The sequence below is a fragment of the Rhizobium sp. WW22 genome, assembly GCF_047041135.1.
Lineage (GTDB): Bacteria > Pseudomonadota > Alphaproteobacteria > Rhizobiales > Rhizobiaceae > Rhizobium.
The window spans coordinates 160,865-177,026 of sequence record NZ_CP178198.1; the positions used below are offsets into that span (position 1 = coordinate 160,865).

At 58.2% G+C, this 16,162-nt stretch carries 20 protein-coding genes and 1 pseudogene; all 21 read left to right on the top strand.

Translation table 11 applies throughout. The features are described 5' to 3' along the window. Window positions 1–27 precede the first annotated feature (27 nt). The 21 genes and pseudogenes from ACK83U_RS00870 to ACK83U_RS00970 all read left to right on the top strand — a co-directional run bounded on the left by ACK83U_RS00870 (window position 28) and on the right by ACK83U_RS00970 (window position 16,156). Entirely contained in the window at window positions 28–279 is a 252-nt protein-coding gene (locus ACK83U_RS00870) for a hypothetical protein (protein WP_412474732.1), read from the top strand. A gap of 3 nt (window positions 280–282) precedes the next feature. Then, window positions 283–1,620, top strand: a complete 1,338-nt coding sequence (locus ACK83U_RS00875; protein WP_412474733.1) for a phage portal protein — start codon at window positions 283–285, stop codon at window positions 1,618–1,620. After that, window positions 1,617–2,717: a hypothetical protein gene (locus ACK83U_RS00880; protein ID WP_412474734.1), complete on the top strand. Its 1,101-nt coding sequence runs from the start codon at window positions 1,617–1,619 to the stop codon at window positions 2,715–2,717. The genes ACK83U_RS00875 and ACK83U_RS00880 overlap by 4 nt, the downstream gene beginning before the upstream one ends. Further along, window positions 2,714–2,860, top strand: a pseudogene (locus ACK83U_RS00885) (head-tail connector protein); the annotation flags it as partial. The gene ACK83U_RS00880 and the pseudogene ACK83U_RS00885, both read left to right, overlap by 4 nt. Before the next feature lie 139 nt (window positions 2,861–2,999). Further along, complete coding sequence (locus ACK83U_RS00890) at window positions 3,000–3,188, top strand: hypothetical protein (protein ID WP_412474884.1); 189 nt, start codon at window positions 3,000–3,002, stop codon at window positions 3,186–3,188. Continuing rightward, entirely contained in the window at window positions 3,163–3,513 is a 351-nt protein-coding gene (locus ACK83U_RS00895) for a phage head closure protein (protein WP_412474735.1), read from the top strand. Before ACK83U_RS00890 ends, ACK83U_RS00895 begins: the two co-directional genes overlap by 26 nt. Beyond that, the gene (locus tag ACK83U_RS00900) at window positions 3,510–3,950 is read left to right on the top strand and encodes an HK97-gp10 family putative phage morphogenesis protein (protein WP_412474736.1); all 441 of its coding nucleotides are present in this window, start codon (window positions 3,510–3,512) and stop codon (window positions 3,948–3,950) included. The genes ACK83U_RS00895 and ACK83U_RS00900 overlap by 4 nt, the downstream gene beginning before the upstream one ends. After that, on the top strand, window positions 3,947–4,372 hold the full coding sequence (locus ACK83U_RS00905; protein ID WP_412474737.1) for a DUF3168 domain-containing protein: 426 nt from the start codon (window positions 3,947–3,949) through the stop codon (window positions 4,370–4,372). The genes ACK83U_RS00900 and ACK83U_RS00905 overlap by 4 nt, the downstream gene beginning before the upstream one ends. A 77-nt stretch (window positions 4,373–4,449) precedes the next feature. Next, window positions 4,450–4,890, top strand: a complete 441-nt coding sequence (locus ACK83U_RS00910; RefSeq protein WP_412474738.1) for a phage tail tube protein — start codon at window positions 4,450–4,452, stop codon at window positions 4,888–4,890. Further along, a complete protein-coding gene (locus ACK83U_RS00915; RefSeq protein WP_412474739.1) occupies window positions 4,890–5,294 on the top strand; it encodes a gene transfer agent family protein in 405 nt (134 codons plus the stop codon). The genes ACK83U_RS00910 and ACK83U_RS00915 overlap by 1 nt, the downstream gene beginning before the upstream one ends. Window positions 5,295–5,332: 38 nt before the next feature. After that, on the top strand, window positions 5,333–5,455 hold the full coding sequence (locus ACK83U_RS00920; protein WP_412474740.1) for a hypothetical protein: 123 nt from the start codon (window positions 5,333–5,335) through the stop codon (window positions 5,453–5,455). A 35-nt stretch (window positions 5,456–5,490) separates the two neighbouring features. Further along, complete coding sequence (locus tag ACK83U_RS00925; protein WP_412474741.1) at window positions 5,491–7,908, top strand: tape measure protein; 2,418 nt, start codon at window positions 5,491–5,493, stop codon at window positions 7,906–7,908. Beyond that, window positions 7,905–8,537 carry a hypothetical protein gene (locus tag ACK83U_RS00930; RefSeq protein ID WP_412474742.1) on the top strand — a complete coding sequence of 211 codons (633 nt, stop codon included), beginning with the start codon at window positions 7,905–7,907 and terminating at the stop codon, window positions 8,535–8,537. Before ACK83U_RS00925 ends, ACK83U_RS00930 begins: the two co-directional genes overlap by 4 nt. Beyond that, window positions 8,537–9,214 (top strand): hypothetical protein, encoded by a 678-nt coding sequence (locus ACK83U_RS00935; protein ID WP_412474743.1) that lies wholly within the window; start codon window positions 8,537–8,539, stop codon window positions 9,212–9,214. Before ACK83U_RS00930 ends, ACK83U_RS00935 begins: the two co-directional genes overlap by 1 nt. A 41-nt stretch (window positions 9,215–9,255) precedes the next feature. After that, window positions 9,256–9,645 (top strand): GNAT family N-acetyltransferase, encoded by a 390-nt coding sequence (locus tag ACK83U_RS00940; protein ID WP_412474744.1) that lies wholly within the window; start codon window positions 9,256–9,258, stop codon window positions 9,643–9,645. Window positions 9,646–9,660: 15 nt separating this feature from the next. Then, window positions 9,661–12,588 (top strand): phage tail protein, encoded by a 2,928-nt coding sequence (locus ACK83U_RS00945; RefSeq protein WP_412474745.1) that lies wholly within the window; start codon window positions 9,661–9,663, stop codon window positions 12,586–12,588. A gap of 9 nt (window positions 12,589–12,597) precedes the next feature. After that, entirely contained in the window at window positions 12,598–13,005 is a 408-nt protein-coding gene (locus ACK83U_RS00950) for a hypothetical protein (RefSeq protein WP_412474746.1), read from the top strand. After that, entirely contained in the window at window positions 13,005–13,487 is a 483-nt protein-coding gene (locus tag ACK83U_RS00955; RefSeq protein ID WP_412474747.1) for a hypothetical protein, read from the top strand. Before ACK83U_RS00950 ends, ACK83U_RS00955 begins: the two co-directional genes overlap by 1 nt. After that, window positions 13,487–13,867, top strand: coding sequence for a hypothetical protein (locus tag ACK83U_RS00960; RefSeq protein WP_412474748.1), 381 nt, complete (start codon window positions 13,487–13,489; stop codon window positions 13,865–13,867). Before ACK83U_RS00955 ends, ACK83U_RS00960 begins: the two co-directional genes overlap by 1 nt. Before the next feature lie 98 nt (window positions 13,868–13,965). Beyond that, window positions 13,966–14,238, top strand: coding sequence for a hypothetical protein (locus ACK83U_RS00965; RefSeq protein ID WP_412474749.1), 273 nt, complete (start codon window positions 13,966–13,968; stop codon window positions 14,236–14,238). 1 nt (window position 14,239) lies between these two features. Beyond that, window positions 14,240–16,156 (top strand): hypothetical protein, encoded by a 1,917-nt coding sequence (locus ACK83U_RS00970; protein WP_412474750.1) that lies wholly within the window; start codon window positions 14,240–14,242, stop codon window positions 16,154–16,156. Window positions 16,157–16,162: the final 6 nt, after the last annotated feature.

Sequence of the window (16,162 nt, forward strand, 5' to 3'; positions counted from 1 at the left end):
GGCCTTCCGATAACAGGAGCTTCAGCGGTGAAAGCAAATAGCACTTACATGACACGCGCACTCGCATCGAGCGATAGACGTTTTGCGATTATTCTTGGCAAGCTTGGCTATACCGCTCCCGTGAACGCAGAGGCCCTCGACGTTCCCTCAGACGCAAATGGCGAGGCTGAATTGACGGCGCTGCGGACACAATATCAGGAAAAGTTCGGTCGGCGCCCCTCCAAAACCTGGGATGTTGAGACGTTGGCGTCGAAGATCGCCGAAGCAACAGCGGATTGATTCATGCGCATCTTTGGTCTTGATATCACGCGGTCACGCCGCGAGAAGGCGCTCGCACCGGTGGCACAAGGCCGTGGATGGTACCGCATCCTCGAAAGCTTTCCTGGGGCGTGGCAGCGAAACGTGGAGATCAATCGCGATGACGTGCTGTCGAGCCCAGTCGATTTTGCGTGCCGCACGCTGATCGCATCTGACATCGCCAAGCTTCGTATAAAACTGGTGAGGCGCGCCGGCGACGGAACTTGGGTTGAGGCTAAAAATCCTGCCTATTCTCCGGTGCTGCGCAAGCCAAACGATTTTCAGAACATAATCCAGTTTCTGGAATATTGGCTTTTGTCGAAGCTGCAGACCGGCAATACCGTCATCCTGAAGCAACGCGACAGCCGTGGCGTCGTCGTCAAGATGTATGTTCTGGATTGGCGATTGGTAACGCCCTTAGTCGCGGATGACGGAAGTGTCTTCTATCAGCTTAATACCGACAATCTTTCCGGTGTTGAGGAAAGCATCATAGTTCCGGCTCGGGAGATCATCCACGACCGGTTTAATTGCTTCTTTCATCCACTGATCGGCTTATCGCCAATCTTCGCAAGCGGCCTTGCTTCCACGCAGGCCTTGGCAATTCAGAACAACTCGACGCTGTTCTTCCAAAACGGGTCGCGACCGAGTGGCATCCTGTCAGCTCCTGGCACGATCAGCGAAGAGACGGCGACGGAGCTGAAGGAACGGTGGACGCAGAACTATACAGGCAAAAATGCTGGCAAGGTCGCGGTTCTCGGTGACGGCCTGAAGTATGAACCAATGTCGACGGATGCCGTCGATGCGCAGCTCATCGAGCAATTGAAATGGTCCGGCGAAGTGGTCTGCAGCACCTATCACGTCCCGCCATACAAGGTCGGGCTTGGTCAGCTTCCTGCCAACGCGAACATTCAGGCTCTAAACACTGAATATTATTCGCAGTGCCTGCAGATCCACATCGAATCCATCGAGCTGTGTCTTGATGAGGGTTTGGGTATGGGCGACGACATCGGGACCGAAATCGATGTAGACAACCTGTTGCGCATGGATAGCGCAACACAGATGGAAGTCCTCGACAAGGGAAAGAACGTCTTCACGCCGAACGAGGCGCGCCGCCGTGTGAATCTGCCGCCGGTTTTGGGCGGCAATAGCGTTTATCGGCAGCAGCAGGATTTCAGCCTTGAGGCGTTGGCGAAGCGCGACGCCCAGGAGGATCCGTTCTCCTCGGATAAATCTTCGACAAGAACAGAGCCGCCGCCGGCTAACGTCGACACAACTGAGGCCAAAGCGGCTTTGCTCGCCATCTATAAGGGACTGAGCGAATGACATTCGACGGCAAGGTGTTCGGCGAAGAAATTGTCGGCGCTGTGAGGCTCTATGTCGCGAAGGTAACAGATCCGCTTGTTGAACGACTGGCGGAAATAGAGCGTCGCCTCGATGATATGTCTCGACAGCGCGACCAGAGTGACATCGAAATGAGCGCTGTCCGCGCCGATATTGCTAAAGAAGCGCGTGCTATTGCGGGAGATATCGTGGCAGAAGCACGAACGATCGCCGGTTCGGCGGCAGACGAGCTTCTACGAGCCATTCCCTTGCCGAAAGATGGCGCTAGTGTCACCGTTGACGATGTGCGACCACTGATCGACGAGGCCGTGGCGAAAGCTGTCGATGCTATCCCCGTGCCAAAAGATGGCCGGCCTGGTCGCGATGGTGTCGGTCTTGCAGGTGCGATGATTGATCGAGATGGAAATCTCGTCGTCACGATGACCAATGGCGACTTGAAGACACTCGGACCGGTCGTGGGCAAGGATGCCGATCAAGCTGCCATTTTCAGTTTCATTGAGGAAAAGGTTGCTGCCATACCGGTACCCAAGGATGGGCGGGATGGTGTCGGTCTTTCGAATGCCTCTATCGATCGAGACGGCAATCTCGTTCTCACGATGACAAACGGTGACATGAAGACACTCGGATCGGTCGTGGGTAAGGATGTTGATCAGACTGCTATTTTCAGCTTCATCGAGGAAAAAGTTGCCGCCATACCAGCTCCGAAGGACGGTAAGGATGGGCGGGACGGCCGAGACGGCTTTAACCTTGAGGATTTTGACGCAACCCTCATGGAAGACGGCCGTACGATCTTGTTGAGCTTTGATCGTGGCGACCTGTCCTTCAAGGTCGAACTTGCCGTTCCCGCGATGATCTATCGCGGCGTGTACCGCGAGGCCGAATATCAGCGCGGCGATACCGTCACATGGGGCGGTTCGCTTTGGCATTGCGATGCTGACGGAACGAAAGAGAAGCCAGGCGACGGATCGCGTAGTTGGACGCTTGCAGCCAAGCGCGGAAGAGACGGCAAGGATGGCGCCATGCTGCCCGCGAAGGCCACTGGTCCGATCCGCGTCGGCGTTCCATCGGAGGCAAAATGATCGCGTTTGTAACCCTTGAAGAGGTGAAGGCGCGCCTTCACATTGATGCCTCAGATGACGATGCAACCTTAACTTCGCTCATTGATGAGGCATCGAGCGCAGTAGCCGACTATATGAAATATGTCGACGGCGACGTATCGCCCCGCGTGAGAGCGGCAACGATCATGCTGGTTGGCATACTCTTCAAAAGTCCCGATCGCGACGCGGACGGTCTTTCGATGGCGGTTCATTGCCAGGACCGGTTCGAGCATTGCTGTCGCGCAAACCAACGATGGCTTAGCCATGGCCAAGCTCCGTTTCACCGCCGATTTCGACTACAAGCCGCTCCCTACTGTGACGATTGCCTATCGAGCCGGCATGGCCTGCGTCGTCAAGCGTGAGTGCTACGACCAGGCAATTGCCGCCGGCAAGGCGGTCGATTTTTTCAGGGACAAGGAAGCCGGCAATGGCGCAGACGAGATCCGCAGGTGATCTGTTCTTTCGGGTTGCCTTCGACAAGCGCGTCGAAATCGACGACGGCGCGGGCAATACGGTCGGCGAATGGCGGGAGCAGTTTCAGTGCCGCGCCGGATTTACGCATCTGCGCGGCGGCGAAAGCGTCATGGCTGATCGCCTTCAGGGCCAGCATACACAGGTCATCTTTATCCGCCGCTCGTCGGCGTCGCGGCAGGTCTCGACGGATTGGCGCGTGCGCGATGTGAGGGATGGAAAGTCGTTCAACATTCGCGATATCACGCCGAGCGACGACAGGCTCTGGCTGGATTTTCTATGCCAGAGCGGGGTTGCGGCCGGATGACCAAGATTACCAACCTCGATCGCCTGAACCGAAAACTCAAACAGCTTCCTGCGGTCGCTCGCGAATTGATCCGCGCTGAGATGGCAAAGGCGGCCGACGAGATTGTCGGCATGATGAAGCGCCTCGCCACCGTTCTGGCAGTTCCGGTCAAAGATCGGCGCTCGGGTGCATTGCGGGACAGCATTGGGTGGACATGGGGAGCGGCGCCGAAGGGCTCGGTTGTTGTTGCTTCAGTCGCCAGCAAGTCCGACGACATGAGGATCACCATCTATGCCGGCAATGCCGAAGCCTTTTATGCTCGCTGGGTCGAGTTTGGAACGCAGAAGATGCGTGCGCATCCGTATTTCTATGTGAGCTGGCGCGCGAACAAGCGCCGCACGGTGCGCCGTCTCGGCAAGGCCGTGCGCGATGCCGCGAAGAAGGTAGCCGCGTCATGAGCGAAGATGCATCTTTCGAGCTGCAGAAGGCCATCGTCACTCTACTGAAGAACAACGCCGGCATCATCTCGCTTGTCGGCAATCGCGTCTACGACCGCGTTCCGCAAGATGATGCAGGCAATACGACGACGACGTTTCCTTATATCTCGCTCGGGCCTGATCAGGAGATACCGGACCCGGCCGAATGCATACGGGCATCCGAATTCGTCTTGCAGATCGATGCATGGTCTCGCGCAGTGGGTTTTCCGGAGGTCAAGCGCATTGCCCGCGCGATCGAGGACGCCCTTGACCAGGCTGAGTTGCCTCTCGTCGATAATGCACAGGTCTATTTCGAATATGACGGCCGCCGCGTCTTCCGCGATCCTGACGGCCTCACCTCTCATGCGGCACTGACATTCCGCGCCGGCATCGAGAAGCCCTGAAATCCCGAAATATCGGCCAATGCCGATAGCGCCCGCACCGGGCGGCCTTCACTGCTGCCATCATAGGAGACATCACCATGGCGCAACCGACAACTGCCCGTTTCGGCAAATTTCGCGTTCTGCTCGGCAACAGCGCGACGCCGATCGTTTATTCCGCTCCCTGCGGCTTCACGTCGAAGAGCCTCACCCTCACCAAGGATTTGACGGAAGTCACGCTTCCGGATTGCGATGATCCCGATGCGGTTGCCTGGGTCGGCCGCGACGCGAATACTCTATCGGCATCAGTGTCTGGCGATGGTGTTTGTGCCGCCGAATCGGCAGAGACCTGGCTTGAGGCGTGGGAAAGCGTCGAATCCGTCCCCGTGAAGATCGAGCTGGAATTTCCAGCCAAGACGATCACATGGACTGGCCTCATGCATGTCAACACGCTCAATCCCTCCGCAGAACAGGGTGGGCGCGTGACGATGAGCGTTGAAATGCAGAGCGATGGCGCCCTGACGCGCGTCTCGACGCCCTGATGCGTGATGCTCTCATCCCCTTGGACTGGGCAGACGGAACGTATGCGTTCCGTCTGGGCTGGGGCGAGCTGGCGGAATTGCAGGAGAAATGCGACGCTGGCCCATATGTCATCCTAGATCGCCTGCAGACGCGGCAATGGCGCATAGAGGATATCTCCAACACCATCCGTCTCGGCCTCATCGGCGGCGGCGTCGAGCCGGTCAAGGCTCTCAAGCTGGTCCGCAAGTATGTTGAGGCCAGACCTCCTGTCGAGAACCTCATCTATGCGGTCGGTATATTGAGTGCCGGCCTTATGGGTGCTCCGGATGAACCTCCGGGGGAGCCAAAAGCGCCAAATCAGATCGAGACAAGCTCGACGACCTTCCCAATGGAAAGTTCAGATTTGGCGCAATCTACGGACTAGGTGCTGCGATCGGCTTCTCTCCGCAGCAGGTCAACGCCATGTCCATGTGGCAGTTCTATGCGGCCGTTGAGGGTTATGTCGCGGCGCATTGCCCAGACGACGGCAAGATGAGCGACAGGGAAGCGGATGAGCTTTTCGAGTGGCTGAAGTCGAAGAATTGAATCTCTTAATCTCTTTATCTCGGGACTGAATTTAGATGGCCACAACCGACATAGAGCGCCTCGTTGTGCAGCTTTCCGCTGACTTCAAGAAGTTCGAAAACGCGCTGAACCGCCAGACAAACCAGGCCAACAAGCAGTTTCGGGCGATTGAGAAGCGCGCCGTCGACATGAACAAGAACCTTGAGAATTCGTTCTCTTCCCTGGGCGCGAACGTTGCCAAGGCCTTCGCGTTGATCGGTGGAGCGAAAGGCTTACAGGAGCTGGCGGACTCCGCGATAAAAATCGAGAACGCCATGAAGGTTGCCGGACTATCCGGCGACGGCCTGACGAAGACCCTTGATCAGCTCTATGGCGTCGCGCTGAAAAACCATATTCCCATCGAGGCCTTGGCGCAGCTCTATAGCCGCGTCTCGCTGCAGCAGAAGGAGCTTGGCGCCTCAAGTCAGCAGCTTGTCGGCTTCACCGATCTCGTCGGCAAGGCTCTCCGCGTATCGGGGACCAGTGCGACAGAGGCGGCCGGCCCAATGCTGCAATTGGCGCAGGCGCTTGGTAGCGGTACAGTCCATGCCGAAGAGTTCAATTCCATCATCGAAGGCATGCCCGCGCTTGCGCAGGCAGCCGCGAAAGGGATCAAGCAGGCGAACGGCTCTGTCGCTGAGCTGAAGAACCTCGTCAACAACGGACAGATTTCCAGCCGAGCCCTGTTTGACGGTATCATAGCCGGCGCCTCGGATCTCGACACAAAACTCGCTGGCACGCAGACGACGATCGGCCAGGCCTTCACAGATTTGCAGACCAGCCTGACCAAAGCTGTCGGCAAGTTCAACGAAGCTTCGGGTGCAGGCAATGCGGCGATCAGCGTCATTGAGGGTGCCGTAACCCGGATTAATGAGCTAAACTTCAATCAGCTCGTCGCGAACATACAGGCGGTGATCGCGTGGCTGAACAATCTCGGTAAGGCCTATGATAATCTCCTCTCCGGGGTATCAGCGTCCGGCGACTCCCTAAATCAGCAGCTGCAGAACCTTTCTAAATCGATCAATGGTGGGAAGCCGCTCATCGATCTGGGGCCGGCCTTTTCAAACCAGCCAATCGACGTTGAAAAGTTGGGCAGGGAGTACGACGAGCGCCAGAAGCATGCCGACGGCGAACGCCTGAAGGCGCTGCAGGACCAGCTCGACGCCGCGAATGACTTGCAGAAGGCGATGGGCCTGCCGGTCAATAATGACGCAAATCTCGAAATCGTCAGGCAGATGGATGCCATTCGCGATAGGACGAGCGCTGCCAAGGATGAAGTTGTTTCGCTGCAGGAGGCGGCCAAAGCGACATCCGGACCGCAAGGTCCGCCGGATCTTCGCAAGTTCCAGAAGTCGGAAGGTTTCAAGGACGAGCTGCCGGCAAGCCAGCCGATCGATATCACCGACAAGAAGTATGCGACCACGCCCACCAAGACGCCGAAAGCGAAATCTGGCGGCGCTGATGCCACGGCCTATGATCGTGAAGTTCGCCAGGTACGGGAGCGCACGGCTGTCCTCAATGCCCAGACGGAAGCTCAGTCAAAGCTCAATCCGTACATCAACGACTATGGCTATGCCGCCGAGAAGGCGGCGACGGCGCAAGAGCTGCTGTCGGCTGCTCAGCGCACCGGCAACGCGGCCGGCAAGGAGCTGACCGATGTCAACCAGCTCCTGAGCGGAGACTTCTCGAAGCTGACGCCAGCCGCGCGCGCGCAGGCAGAAGCCATGCTGGCTCTGGCGGAAGCCAACGGATACGCGACGCAGAAGAGCAACCAGCTCAATGACTCGCAGGATAAGCTCCGGCAGAAGATGGAGGACTGGCGCGCCACCAGCAAGGATGCATCGGAAGGTTTCATCAAGGATCTGATCAACGGCAAGTCGGCCGTCGAGGCGTTGGGCGGCGCGCTCGAAAAGATCGGCGACAAGCTGCTCGACAGCGCTTTCGATAGCCTGTTTGGCACCTCCGGCACCAATAACTGGTTCTCAAAGCTATGGTCGTCGATCGGCCTGAAGGATGGCGGTCCCGTCAAGCTGGCGGGCGGCGGTTCCGTTCGCGGTCCCGGCGGCCCGCGCGATGACAAAATCCCGGCCATGCTTTCGGATGGCGAATATGTCGTCAATGCAGCCGCCACGAAAAAGAACCGGGCGCTTCTCGACGCCATCAACAGCGGTCGCGTCCTGCGTCGTGCCGATGGTGGCATCGTATCGGCGCCGAGCCTTCCAAGCCCAGCCCGCATTGCGGCCGCCGCCTCATCTCAGGCGGGGCCGTCCTTCACCTATGCGCCGGTCATTGATGCGCGTGGTGCGGATGCTGCCGCCGTCGCGCGACTCGAGCAGGCGCAGATCCGCGCCAATCAGGATTTTGAGGCCAAGACGATCTCGGCAATCCGCAAGGCTAATAAGGCCGGCGTGAAAATGGGGAAGTTTCACTCGTGACGATCACGTTTCCCGTCGATTTCCTGTCCGACTTTCCGGGCTGGTCGACAGAATTCGATCCGCTTTACCGCCAGGAGCAGAGCCGAAGCGCCAATGGCAAGACCTATGCCAAGGATCTCGGCTCGCCGCTCTGGAAGGCAACGTATCAGTCGCGCAGCCTTTGGCCGAATGAGCTTGACCACTGGCGCGCGCGCTTGAAGGCATTGGAAAACGGGCTGCAAACCTTCAAGGCGTGGTCGATCAGTCGCACCTATCCGATAGCCTATCCAAGAGGATCATGGCCGACTGGCGCCGCCTTCTCCGGCTCTGGATTGGTGAATTCCATCACGGGAAATGCTCTCAGCTTAAAGAACCTTCCGGCTGGCTACGTCGTCAGCATTGGTGATTTCGTACAGGTCGGTGCAAGCGATCTTTATCAGGCCTTGGAGACTGCGGCGGCGAATGCCTCCGGTGTCACCGGCGAGTTCGAAGTTCGTACCTATATCTGGCCGACATCTTTGGCGGGTGCGGTTGCAAGGCTCGTGAAGCCGTCCTGCATCATGACGCTGGTTCCGGATAGTCTATCCAGCACCGCGACGCTTTCCGATGGCCGCGGCACCATCACATTCCAAGCGATCGAGGCACGTTAATGCGATCGATATCGGCGGAAAACAATGCGGCGCTGCAAGCACGGCGCCTGGTGGCGCGTGACTTCCTTTGGCTCAAGGTCAGGACACTCGATAACGGATTGCCATTCGAATATGGGTTCTGGAATGATGTCGGCAATGTCTCGGCGCAGGTGCTCGACCCTAACACCGGGGTTGCCGTCTCCCGAAACTTCGAGGGCAGCGGCACGCTGATTTCGGTTGCCGATATTCCGCTGACCGCTGATCTTGCGGCGCAAAGCGTCAGCATCGTCATGTCGCAGATCGACGAAGGCGTTGCCAATATCGTTCGTGGTTATGAGCTGAAGCAGGCCGGCGTCGAGATCTATCGCGGCATGTTCAACCCGGATACCCGCCAGATGGTGGCGCCGGCATTTTGTCGCTTCTTGGGGTTCGTCGATGTCGCCAACATCGCTGCGCCCAAGGAAGGGGAGGTCGGAAGCATCGAGCTTACCTGCGCTTCACACTCGCAGGAGCTTGGCCGCAGCAATCCGGACACGCGTTCGCACGATAGCCAGGTGCTGAGATCTGCGACCGATAATTTCTACAAGGATACGACCACAGTCGGTGACTGGCAGTTCTTCTGGGGCCGCAAAGCCGGGAAGATTGAAACATCGCCGGCGCAGCGTATATCCTCCAACATCAAGGCCGCCAATCGATGATCAGGAAAGCAATTGCTACCGACAAGGCGCGGGTATTGTGCATGGCGAAGGCCTTTCATGAAGCCTCTGGCATGCCCATTCCGTTTTCGGCTCCTGCTGCTTCCGTGCTCTTCGATGCAGCTCTTGCCGATGCTGATCGCCTATGCCTCATTTATGAACAGGACGCCGCAGCACGCGGGGTTCTCGCCGCGATCGCGGCGCCTCATCATCTCGCGCCGGTCAAGGTAGCATCGGAAATTCTCTGGTGGATCGATCCGGCATGGCGCGGCCATGGGGCGATGAAGATGCTTGCCGCCTATGAAACGTGGGCCAGCGAGCGCAATTGTCAGTACATCAGCATAGTTGGCTTGGGTCCGGACCCTGCCGTTTCGAAGCTTTATGCGCGCCGCGGCTATCGGGCCGTCGAGCGTCATTTCATGATGCCTCTTTAAAGAGACTTCCCTTTCATGGCTGTATTTACAACCGCCTTCGTTGCGGGCGCGCTCGGCGTTGCTGAGACGTCACTTGCCGCGACTGTATCGGCCTTCGCGCTCAATGCTGCGGTTGGCATCGGCGTCAGTATGCTGGCGAAGCAGTTGCAGAAGCCGCATTCGGCGGGGCAGCAGACCAATGGCGTCAACGGCACGCTTCAGGCCGGCGGCGATGTCGCGCGATCCTTCGTCATGGGGCGCCGCACGACGGCCGGCTCTCTGGTCTATGCCAATACATGGGGGAAGGCCGGCAAGACCCCGAACGCCTATTTCACGCAGGTCATCGCGCTCTCGGATCTGCCGATCAAGACGATCTCGGCATTCTGGGTCAATGGAGATCCTGTCACTGTCGACACGAGCGATACGAGCTATGGCGATTGGGGCTATCCGGTTGTCGAGTATAACACCGGCAACAACAACCATATGTGGATCAAGTTCTACGATGGCACCCAGACCGTCGCCGATCCATTCCTGGTCAACACAGTTTCGAGCGCGGATAGACCTTACGAAAATACGCGCGTCGGCGTCGGCGTTGCTTACGCAATCGTTACGTCGCAGGCGAATGATGAGCTGTTTTCCGGCTTCCCGACCTTCCGCTTCGAGGTTCAGGGTGCGCCACTCTATGACGTTACGAAAGACAGCTCAGCGGGCGGCGTTGGTCCGCAGCGTTGGGCCGATCGGTCCACTTGGGGCGGTGACGGTGACGACCTGCCAGTCGTGCAGATCTACAATATCCTGCGCGGCATCACCTATGGCGGCGCTTGGCTGTATGGGCTGCAGAGCCTGACGGCGCCGCGCCTTCCGTCCGGCGACTGGATTGCGCAGGTCAACAAGTGTCGCGCTGCGATCGATGGTCCAAGCGGCCCGGAACCGACCTATCTGACCGGCATAGAGGTTTCCGTGGATACGGAAATCAGTTCGACGGTCGAGAGCCTTCTGACCGGATGTCAGGGCAAGCTTATCGAGTCGGGCGGCTTCTATAAGACCCGCGTCGGTGAGCCTGGTGCTGCGGTCTATTCCTTCTCCGATGGCGATATTCTATCGACGGAGGAGCAGTCGTTCACGCCGTTCTTCGGACTGGCGGACACGGTCAACGGCGTTTCCGCGACGTATCCGGAGCCGAACGAGGCGTGGAACACGAAGACGGCGCCCCCGCTCTACAATGCCACGTTCGAAGCGCAGGATGGCAATCGCCGCCTGATGACCAGTGTCGACCTCAATATGGTCTATCGCTCATCGCAGGTGCAGCGGATCATGCTGTCGGCGCTCAACGAAGCCAGACGCGCTCGGCGGCATACTTTCGTTCTTCCGCCGCAGGCGTGGGTTTTGGAGCCGGGCGATATCGTCAGCTTCACGTCGAACCGCAACGGCTATGACGCGAAGCTGTTTCGCATCGACGGCATCGCCGACCATGCCAATCTCGACATTACGCTCGATCTGACGGAGGTCGATCCCAGCGATTACGATTGGGATCAGGATCACGACTACAAGCCACCGGTGTTTGCCCCCCTTGGCCCGGTTATTCCGCCTCCGCAGCTGATGACCGGTTGGCAGGTGCAGCCTGCGGTCCTTTACGATTCGGCCGGAAGGCCGCGCCGGCCTTCGATCGAAGTGCTTTACGATGGCGACGAGATCGACGTTCGCGCCGTGCGCGTTCAGGTTCAACTCGCCGAAAGCGGTGTCATCGTGTTTGACGGCGAGATGCCATATGGCAACCCGGCGACAAATCAAAACCCGTCTGCGGTGATCCTCAACGGCACGTTCCTGCCGAACGAAGATTATCTTGTGCGAGGAGAATTTGTTCCGTTCTCCGGTCGGGCGACCGAATGGAGTGCCTGGCTTCCCGTCAGAACACCCAACGTCCTGCTCGGGGATGATGATGTCTATCTTCCCGGCGTCGTCGAAGATCTGCAGGAGTTCGTTGGCGATGCGACGGAGTGGATTCGCGACGGAACCCGGCAAGCTCTTCTGGACGCCCAGCGCATTGCTCGCCTGACCATCGATCAAGATCTTGGAACCTTCACCGACCGACAGCTGATGCGGACGCAATACGCGTCCAGCCTCAACACCGAAGTCGCCAAACTGACGGCAAGCTATCAGTCCGATATCCTGCTCGCGACGGGACCGGGGTCGGCGCTGGCGCAGCAGATCACGCAGTTGACGAGCTCTCTGACTGACACGCAAACGAACGTGTCGGCGAACGCGCTCGCCATTACCAATCTGACGACGACGGTCACGCAGATCGGCAATAATCTCGCGACGGCATCGCAGCAGATCACCACCATTACGTCGCGGATCGATGACCCGACGACGGGCCTGATTGCAAATGCTAATGCCACAAGTTCCCTGACGACCAGGGTGACGCAAGCCGAAGGCAACATTACCTCGATCAGCCAGCAGCTATCGACGGTAACCGCCCAGGTCAATGACCCGACGACAGGGCTGCAGGCCAATGCCAATGCAACGACACTGCTCTCCACTGAAGTAGATAGCGTCAATGGTCAATTATCGTCGCAGGCAAATGCGATCACCTCCTTGAGTGCCCAGGTCGGTGATGTTTCGGCGAGCGCAAACTTTCGCATGTCGGTCTACGCCGCGCCGTCCGGCTATTCGTCCCGGATCGGCATGGAGGCCCGCGCGGGCTCGTCAGGGTCGTACCGCTCGGCAAGCCTCTTTATCGACGTGCCGTCGAGCGTCTCGCAGCCAACGCGCGTCGCCATCGTGGCTGATCAGTTCTCGATTACTAACGGATCGAACGTCGGGCAGCCGTTCATCTTCCAAAGCGGCGTCTTGACATTGAACGCGGCCAACATCGGCACGGTGACGGCCGGGCTTATTAACGGCGGCCCGAGCGGCAAGATGGTGATCGACATCACCAATGGTTCGATCACGGTTTCAGATTGAGGGGAGATTATGGTTCTTCGCGCCATCATACAGGCGGCCAGGATTATCATTTCGAGACCGGGCATCGCGGCATCAACCTCAATGGCTGACAAAGACAAGATCTTTGATTCTGACTGGAATTGGTCTGGCATCTTGCTTGAAGCCAAATCCGCCACCGATCCGGGCGGCGGAGATTGGAACGTGATGTTCAACCGCGACTATGGCTACGCGCCATGCGTCGTCGCTCGCATGCTGGCGGCAAGTAGTGTCGCGACGCCGTGGAGTGGCCCGAGCGTTCAATCTCCAATGCAGCAGGTCGGCAATGGGCAGGTCTGCCCGATCATTTATAGCAACCGGATCTGGTTTCCTCGCAATCTCTCGACCGGTGGCACCATGAACTACGGAACGATCGAATATGAAGTCTATGGTGTTGATTGATGGTGAAGCGGATCAGGATCGGTAATAATCCGGCCGTTGGCGATAGCGGCATATTCATAAGCAAGCCGGGAAGAGACATTGACGACACGAGCACGAATTATTTGCTCGATAGTCGATTTCGAACCCTAATGCTGCACGCCAACGGCCAGGTCAGCATGACCAGCACCGGGGCCATAACCGGGAAAACGATCTGGTACGCCGAAGTCAACTTCCCCGATCTCGGATATCGCCCGGTCTTTTTCGGCAACATCAAGTACGACAGCGCCAATTCGGCAAACATCCCGGTCAACAGCTCTGGTGTGCCGATTTCTCTCTGCGGAACCTATGGGCAGGTCGGCTCCGGCGGTCAGATTTTCACCGAGAGCGGGGTCTGGCTCGTCAATAACACGACCCTCAGAGCGCGTGCAGTGATGAATGTCGGCGGTTCGGGCGGCAGCATGACGTTGACGTGGATGGTCTTCAAGAACAGGTTTGGTGAGTAATGACCCGTCGCGTTTACATTGGAAACAGCGGTGGCAGCTTTCTATTCCGCGCAAGCCAGCCCGGCGTCGATGTCCTGGGCGGCGACATCTCTCGCATGTCGATCTACGAAGGCCAGGTTCCAATGGTGCCGAAGGCGTTCGGTGAGGTTGATGTGCCCTACAATATCTCGTTGAGCGCAACCGTAACGGTGAATATTCCCTCACAGGTTTTCACCTATCCGCCATTCATTCTCATCAAATCGACGGACGGCATCTTGCCCGGCACTGATACAGTCGGCGGCTGGTTCGTTGCAGGCACAACGCCGAGATTGCAGCTCTACAACCGCGCGAAACCTGCCGTCACCCGGCGCCTTCGCTGGTGGGCCTTCGCAGAACTCTAAGCATTTCATCGAGCACAGCTCTTAATCGTGACCGGCTGGAATGACGATCAGCCGGCCGAAGCACTTTGTCATCGTCATACCCATCAAAAGGAAAAAACATGTCGAACGAACAGCGCCCAGAGCAGCCGGCGATCCCGGCTGAAGTGATCAATGCCGAGCTCAACGCCCGGCTAGAGTTCACGGAAAACCGGCTGCTCGCCATGCACACGATCGCCTATAACCTTGAGCTGAAGTGCGGACAGCTGACGCAGGCACTTGCCGAACGTTCGGAGGAAATCGCCGCCCTGCGCGAGGCGGCGGAGAAAGCGGAGGCAGTCGGTGGCGATGTAAAGCCGCCGCGTGCCAAAAAGGTCGAGGAAAAGGACGCCTAACATGGCCGTTACCCTCCCTTCGGTCTATAAGGATGGCACCGCGACGATCGACGCCGACGGCGCGGTCGTCACCGGCATAAGCACGCTGTGGACCAAGGCCATCCTGCCCGGCGATTTCTTCGGCGTGCACAAGGGCTACGCGATCCGCATCCTGTCGGTTGACAGCGACACGCAGCTGACGCTCGCCAATCCTTGGCCGGGCGGAGCACAGACCGCAGCGGCCTACGAGATCATGCTGCAGAGCGACAATGCTCGTATGCAGGAAACCTCGCGTCAGCTGCTCCAGCAGTTGAGCAATGGCAATCTTGCGTCATTTTCGGGCCTCACGGGCGCGGCGAATAAGATCCCGTACTTTACGGGTCCGGGTGCATTGGCGTTGATGGATGTCACGACGGCAGGCCAGGCTCTGTTGGGGGCCGCGAATGCTGCGGCCCAGCGAACGGCGCTTGGGCTTGGAACAGCTGCCGTTATGAACACTGGTACGAGCGGCGCGACCATTGGACGGCTTGATGCGGCTAATACCTGGGGCGCTACTCAGACCATGCCGAGCCTACAGCTCGACAATGCGGCTGGCGTTAATAGGACTATTCGCTTCCAAACAGCGGGAAGCACTCGGTGGGGTTTTTACGCCGACAGCGCCGGCGAGTCTGGTAGCAATGCCGGCTCAAACCTGCAGATAACCCGCTTTACAGACGCCGGCGCTTTGATTGATGCGCCGTTGTCTATAACTCGCTCCACCGGTCTTGTCTCGCTTGCGCAGGGTCTTGCGTTTACTGGTACGGCTGCCGCTACGTCGCGCACGAATATGGGGCTTGGAACGGCCGCAACTTACAACGTGGGCTCTACTGGCGCATCCGGAGCCGTTGTTCCGCTGCTCAACCAGCAGAACTATTTCGGCAACACGCAGACTATTGATGGCGCTATCAATGGGCCGTGGCACAGCATTCTTGGCTTGAACTCGGCAGCAGGAAATTACGGCTCACTTATTCAAAGCACGAAGGCTAATACTCTTCGCTGGCAAATGTGGGTTGGCGATAGCACCCCTGAATCTGGTTCTAATGCCGGGTCTGACTTCAAGCTGTCGCACTTCAATGATGCGGGCAATTATCTTGGTGATGTTCTGACGATCAGCAGGGCTGATGGTAAGTCAAAATTTTACTCCAACATGACAATCGAGGCAATTAACCCGTCTCTTCTGTTCAATTCTACCGGCGCCGGGCAGTCGCGCAACATTCTTGCGTTTACAAACGGAAAGTCTCGATGGGCAATTGTTCCTGGAGACTCTAACGCGGAATCTGGTGGTAATTCTGGTTCGCATTTTAGCATTTATCGATACGATGATGCCGGAACCTTTATAGATCAGCCGCTCGGCATCAATCGCGCTACGGGATTGGTCAGTATAGGAGCGGCATCCGTCAGCGGCGCCCTATCCGTCAGCGGCGCCCTATCGGTTGCCGGCGCTATCACACCGTCGCAGACCGCCGGGATCGTCGGCACCACCACCAACAACAATGCGAATGCCGGCAGCGTTGGGGAGTTTGTCCAATCTGAAGTTTCATCCGGCTCCGCCGTTTCTATGACCTCGGCGACGGCCGTCAATGTCACGGCTATCAGCCTAACCGCTGGCGATTGGGATGTGTGGGGGAACGTCACGCTGGTTAACGGCTCAGGCGCAACTTCGATTTACACGATCGGCGCATTGTCGTCGACGTCCGCTACGCTTCCTAGCGCCCCCAATGGCGGCGGCTACGGCCAAATGTCAATGAGCACGCCCGGAGGCGGCACGCAAACGGTCGCCGGTCTCCGGCGCAGGTTCTCGCTGTCCGCAACGACGACCATCTACCTGATTGGCTTTTCGAATTTCAGTGGCGGCGCCCAAACCGCCTACGGCGGCATCTATGCCCGCCGCGTTAGATAAGGAAAC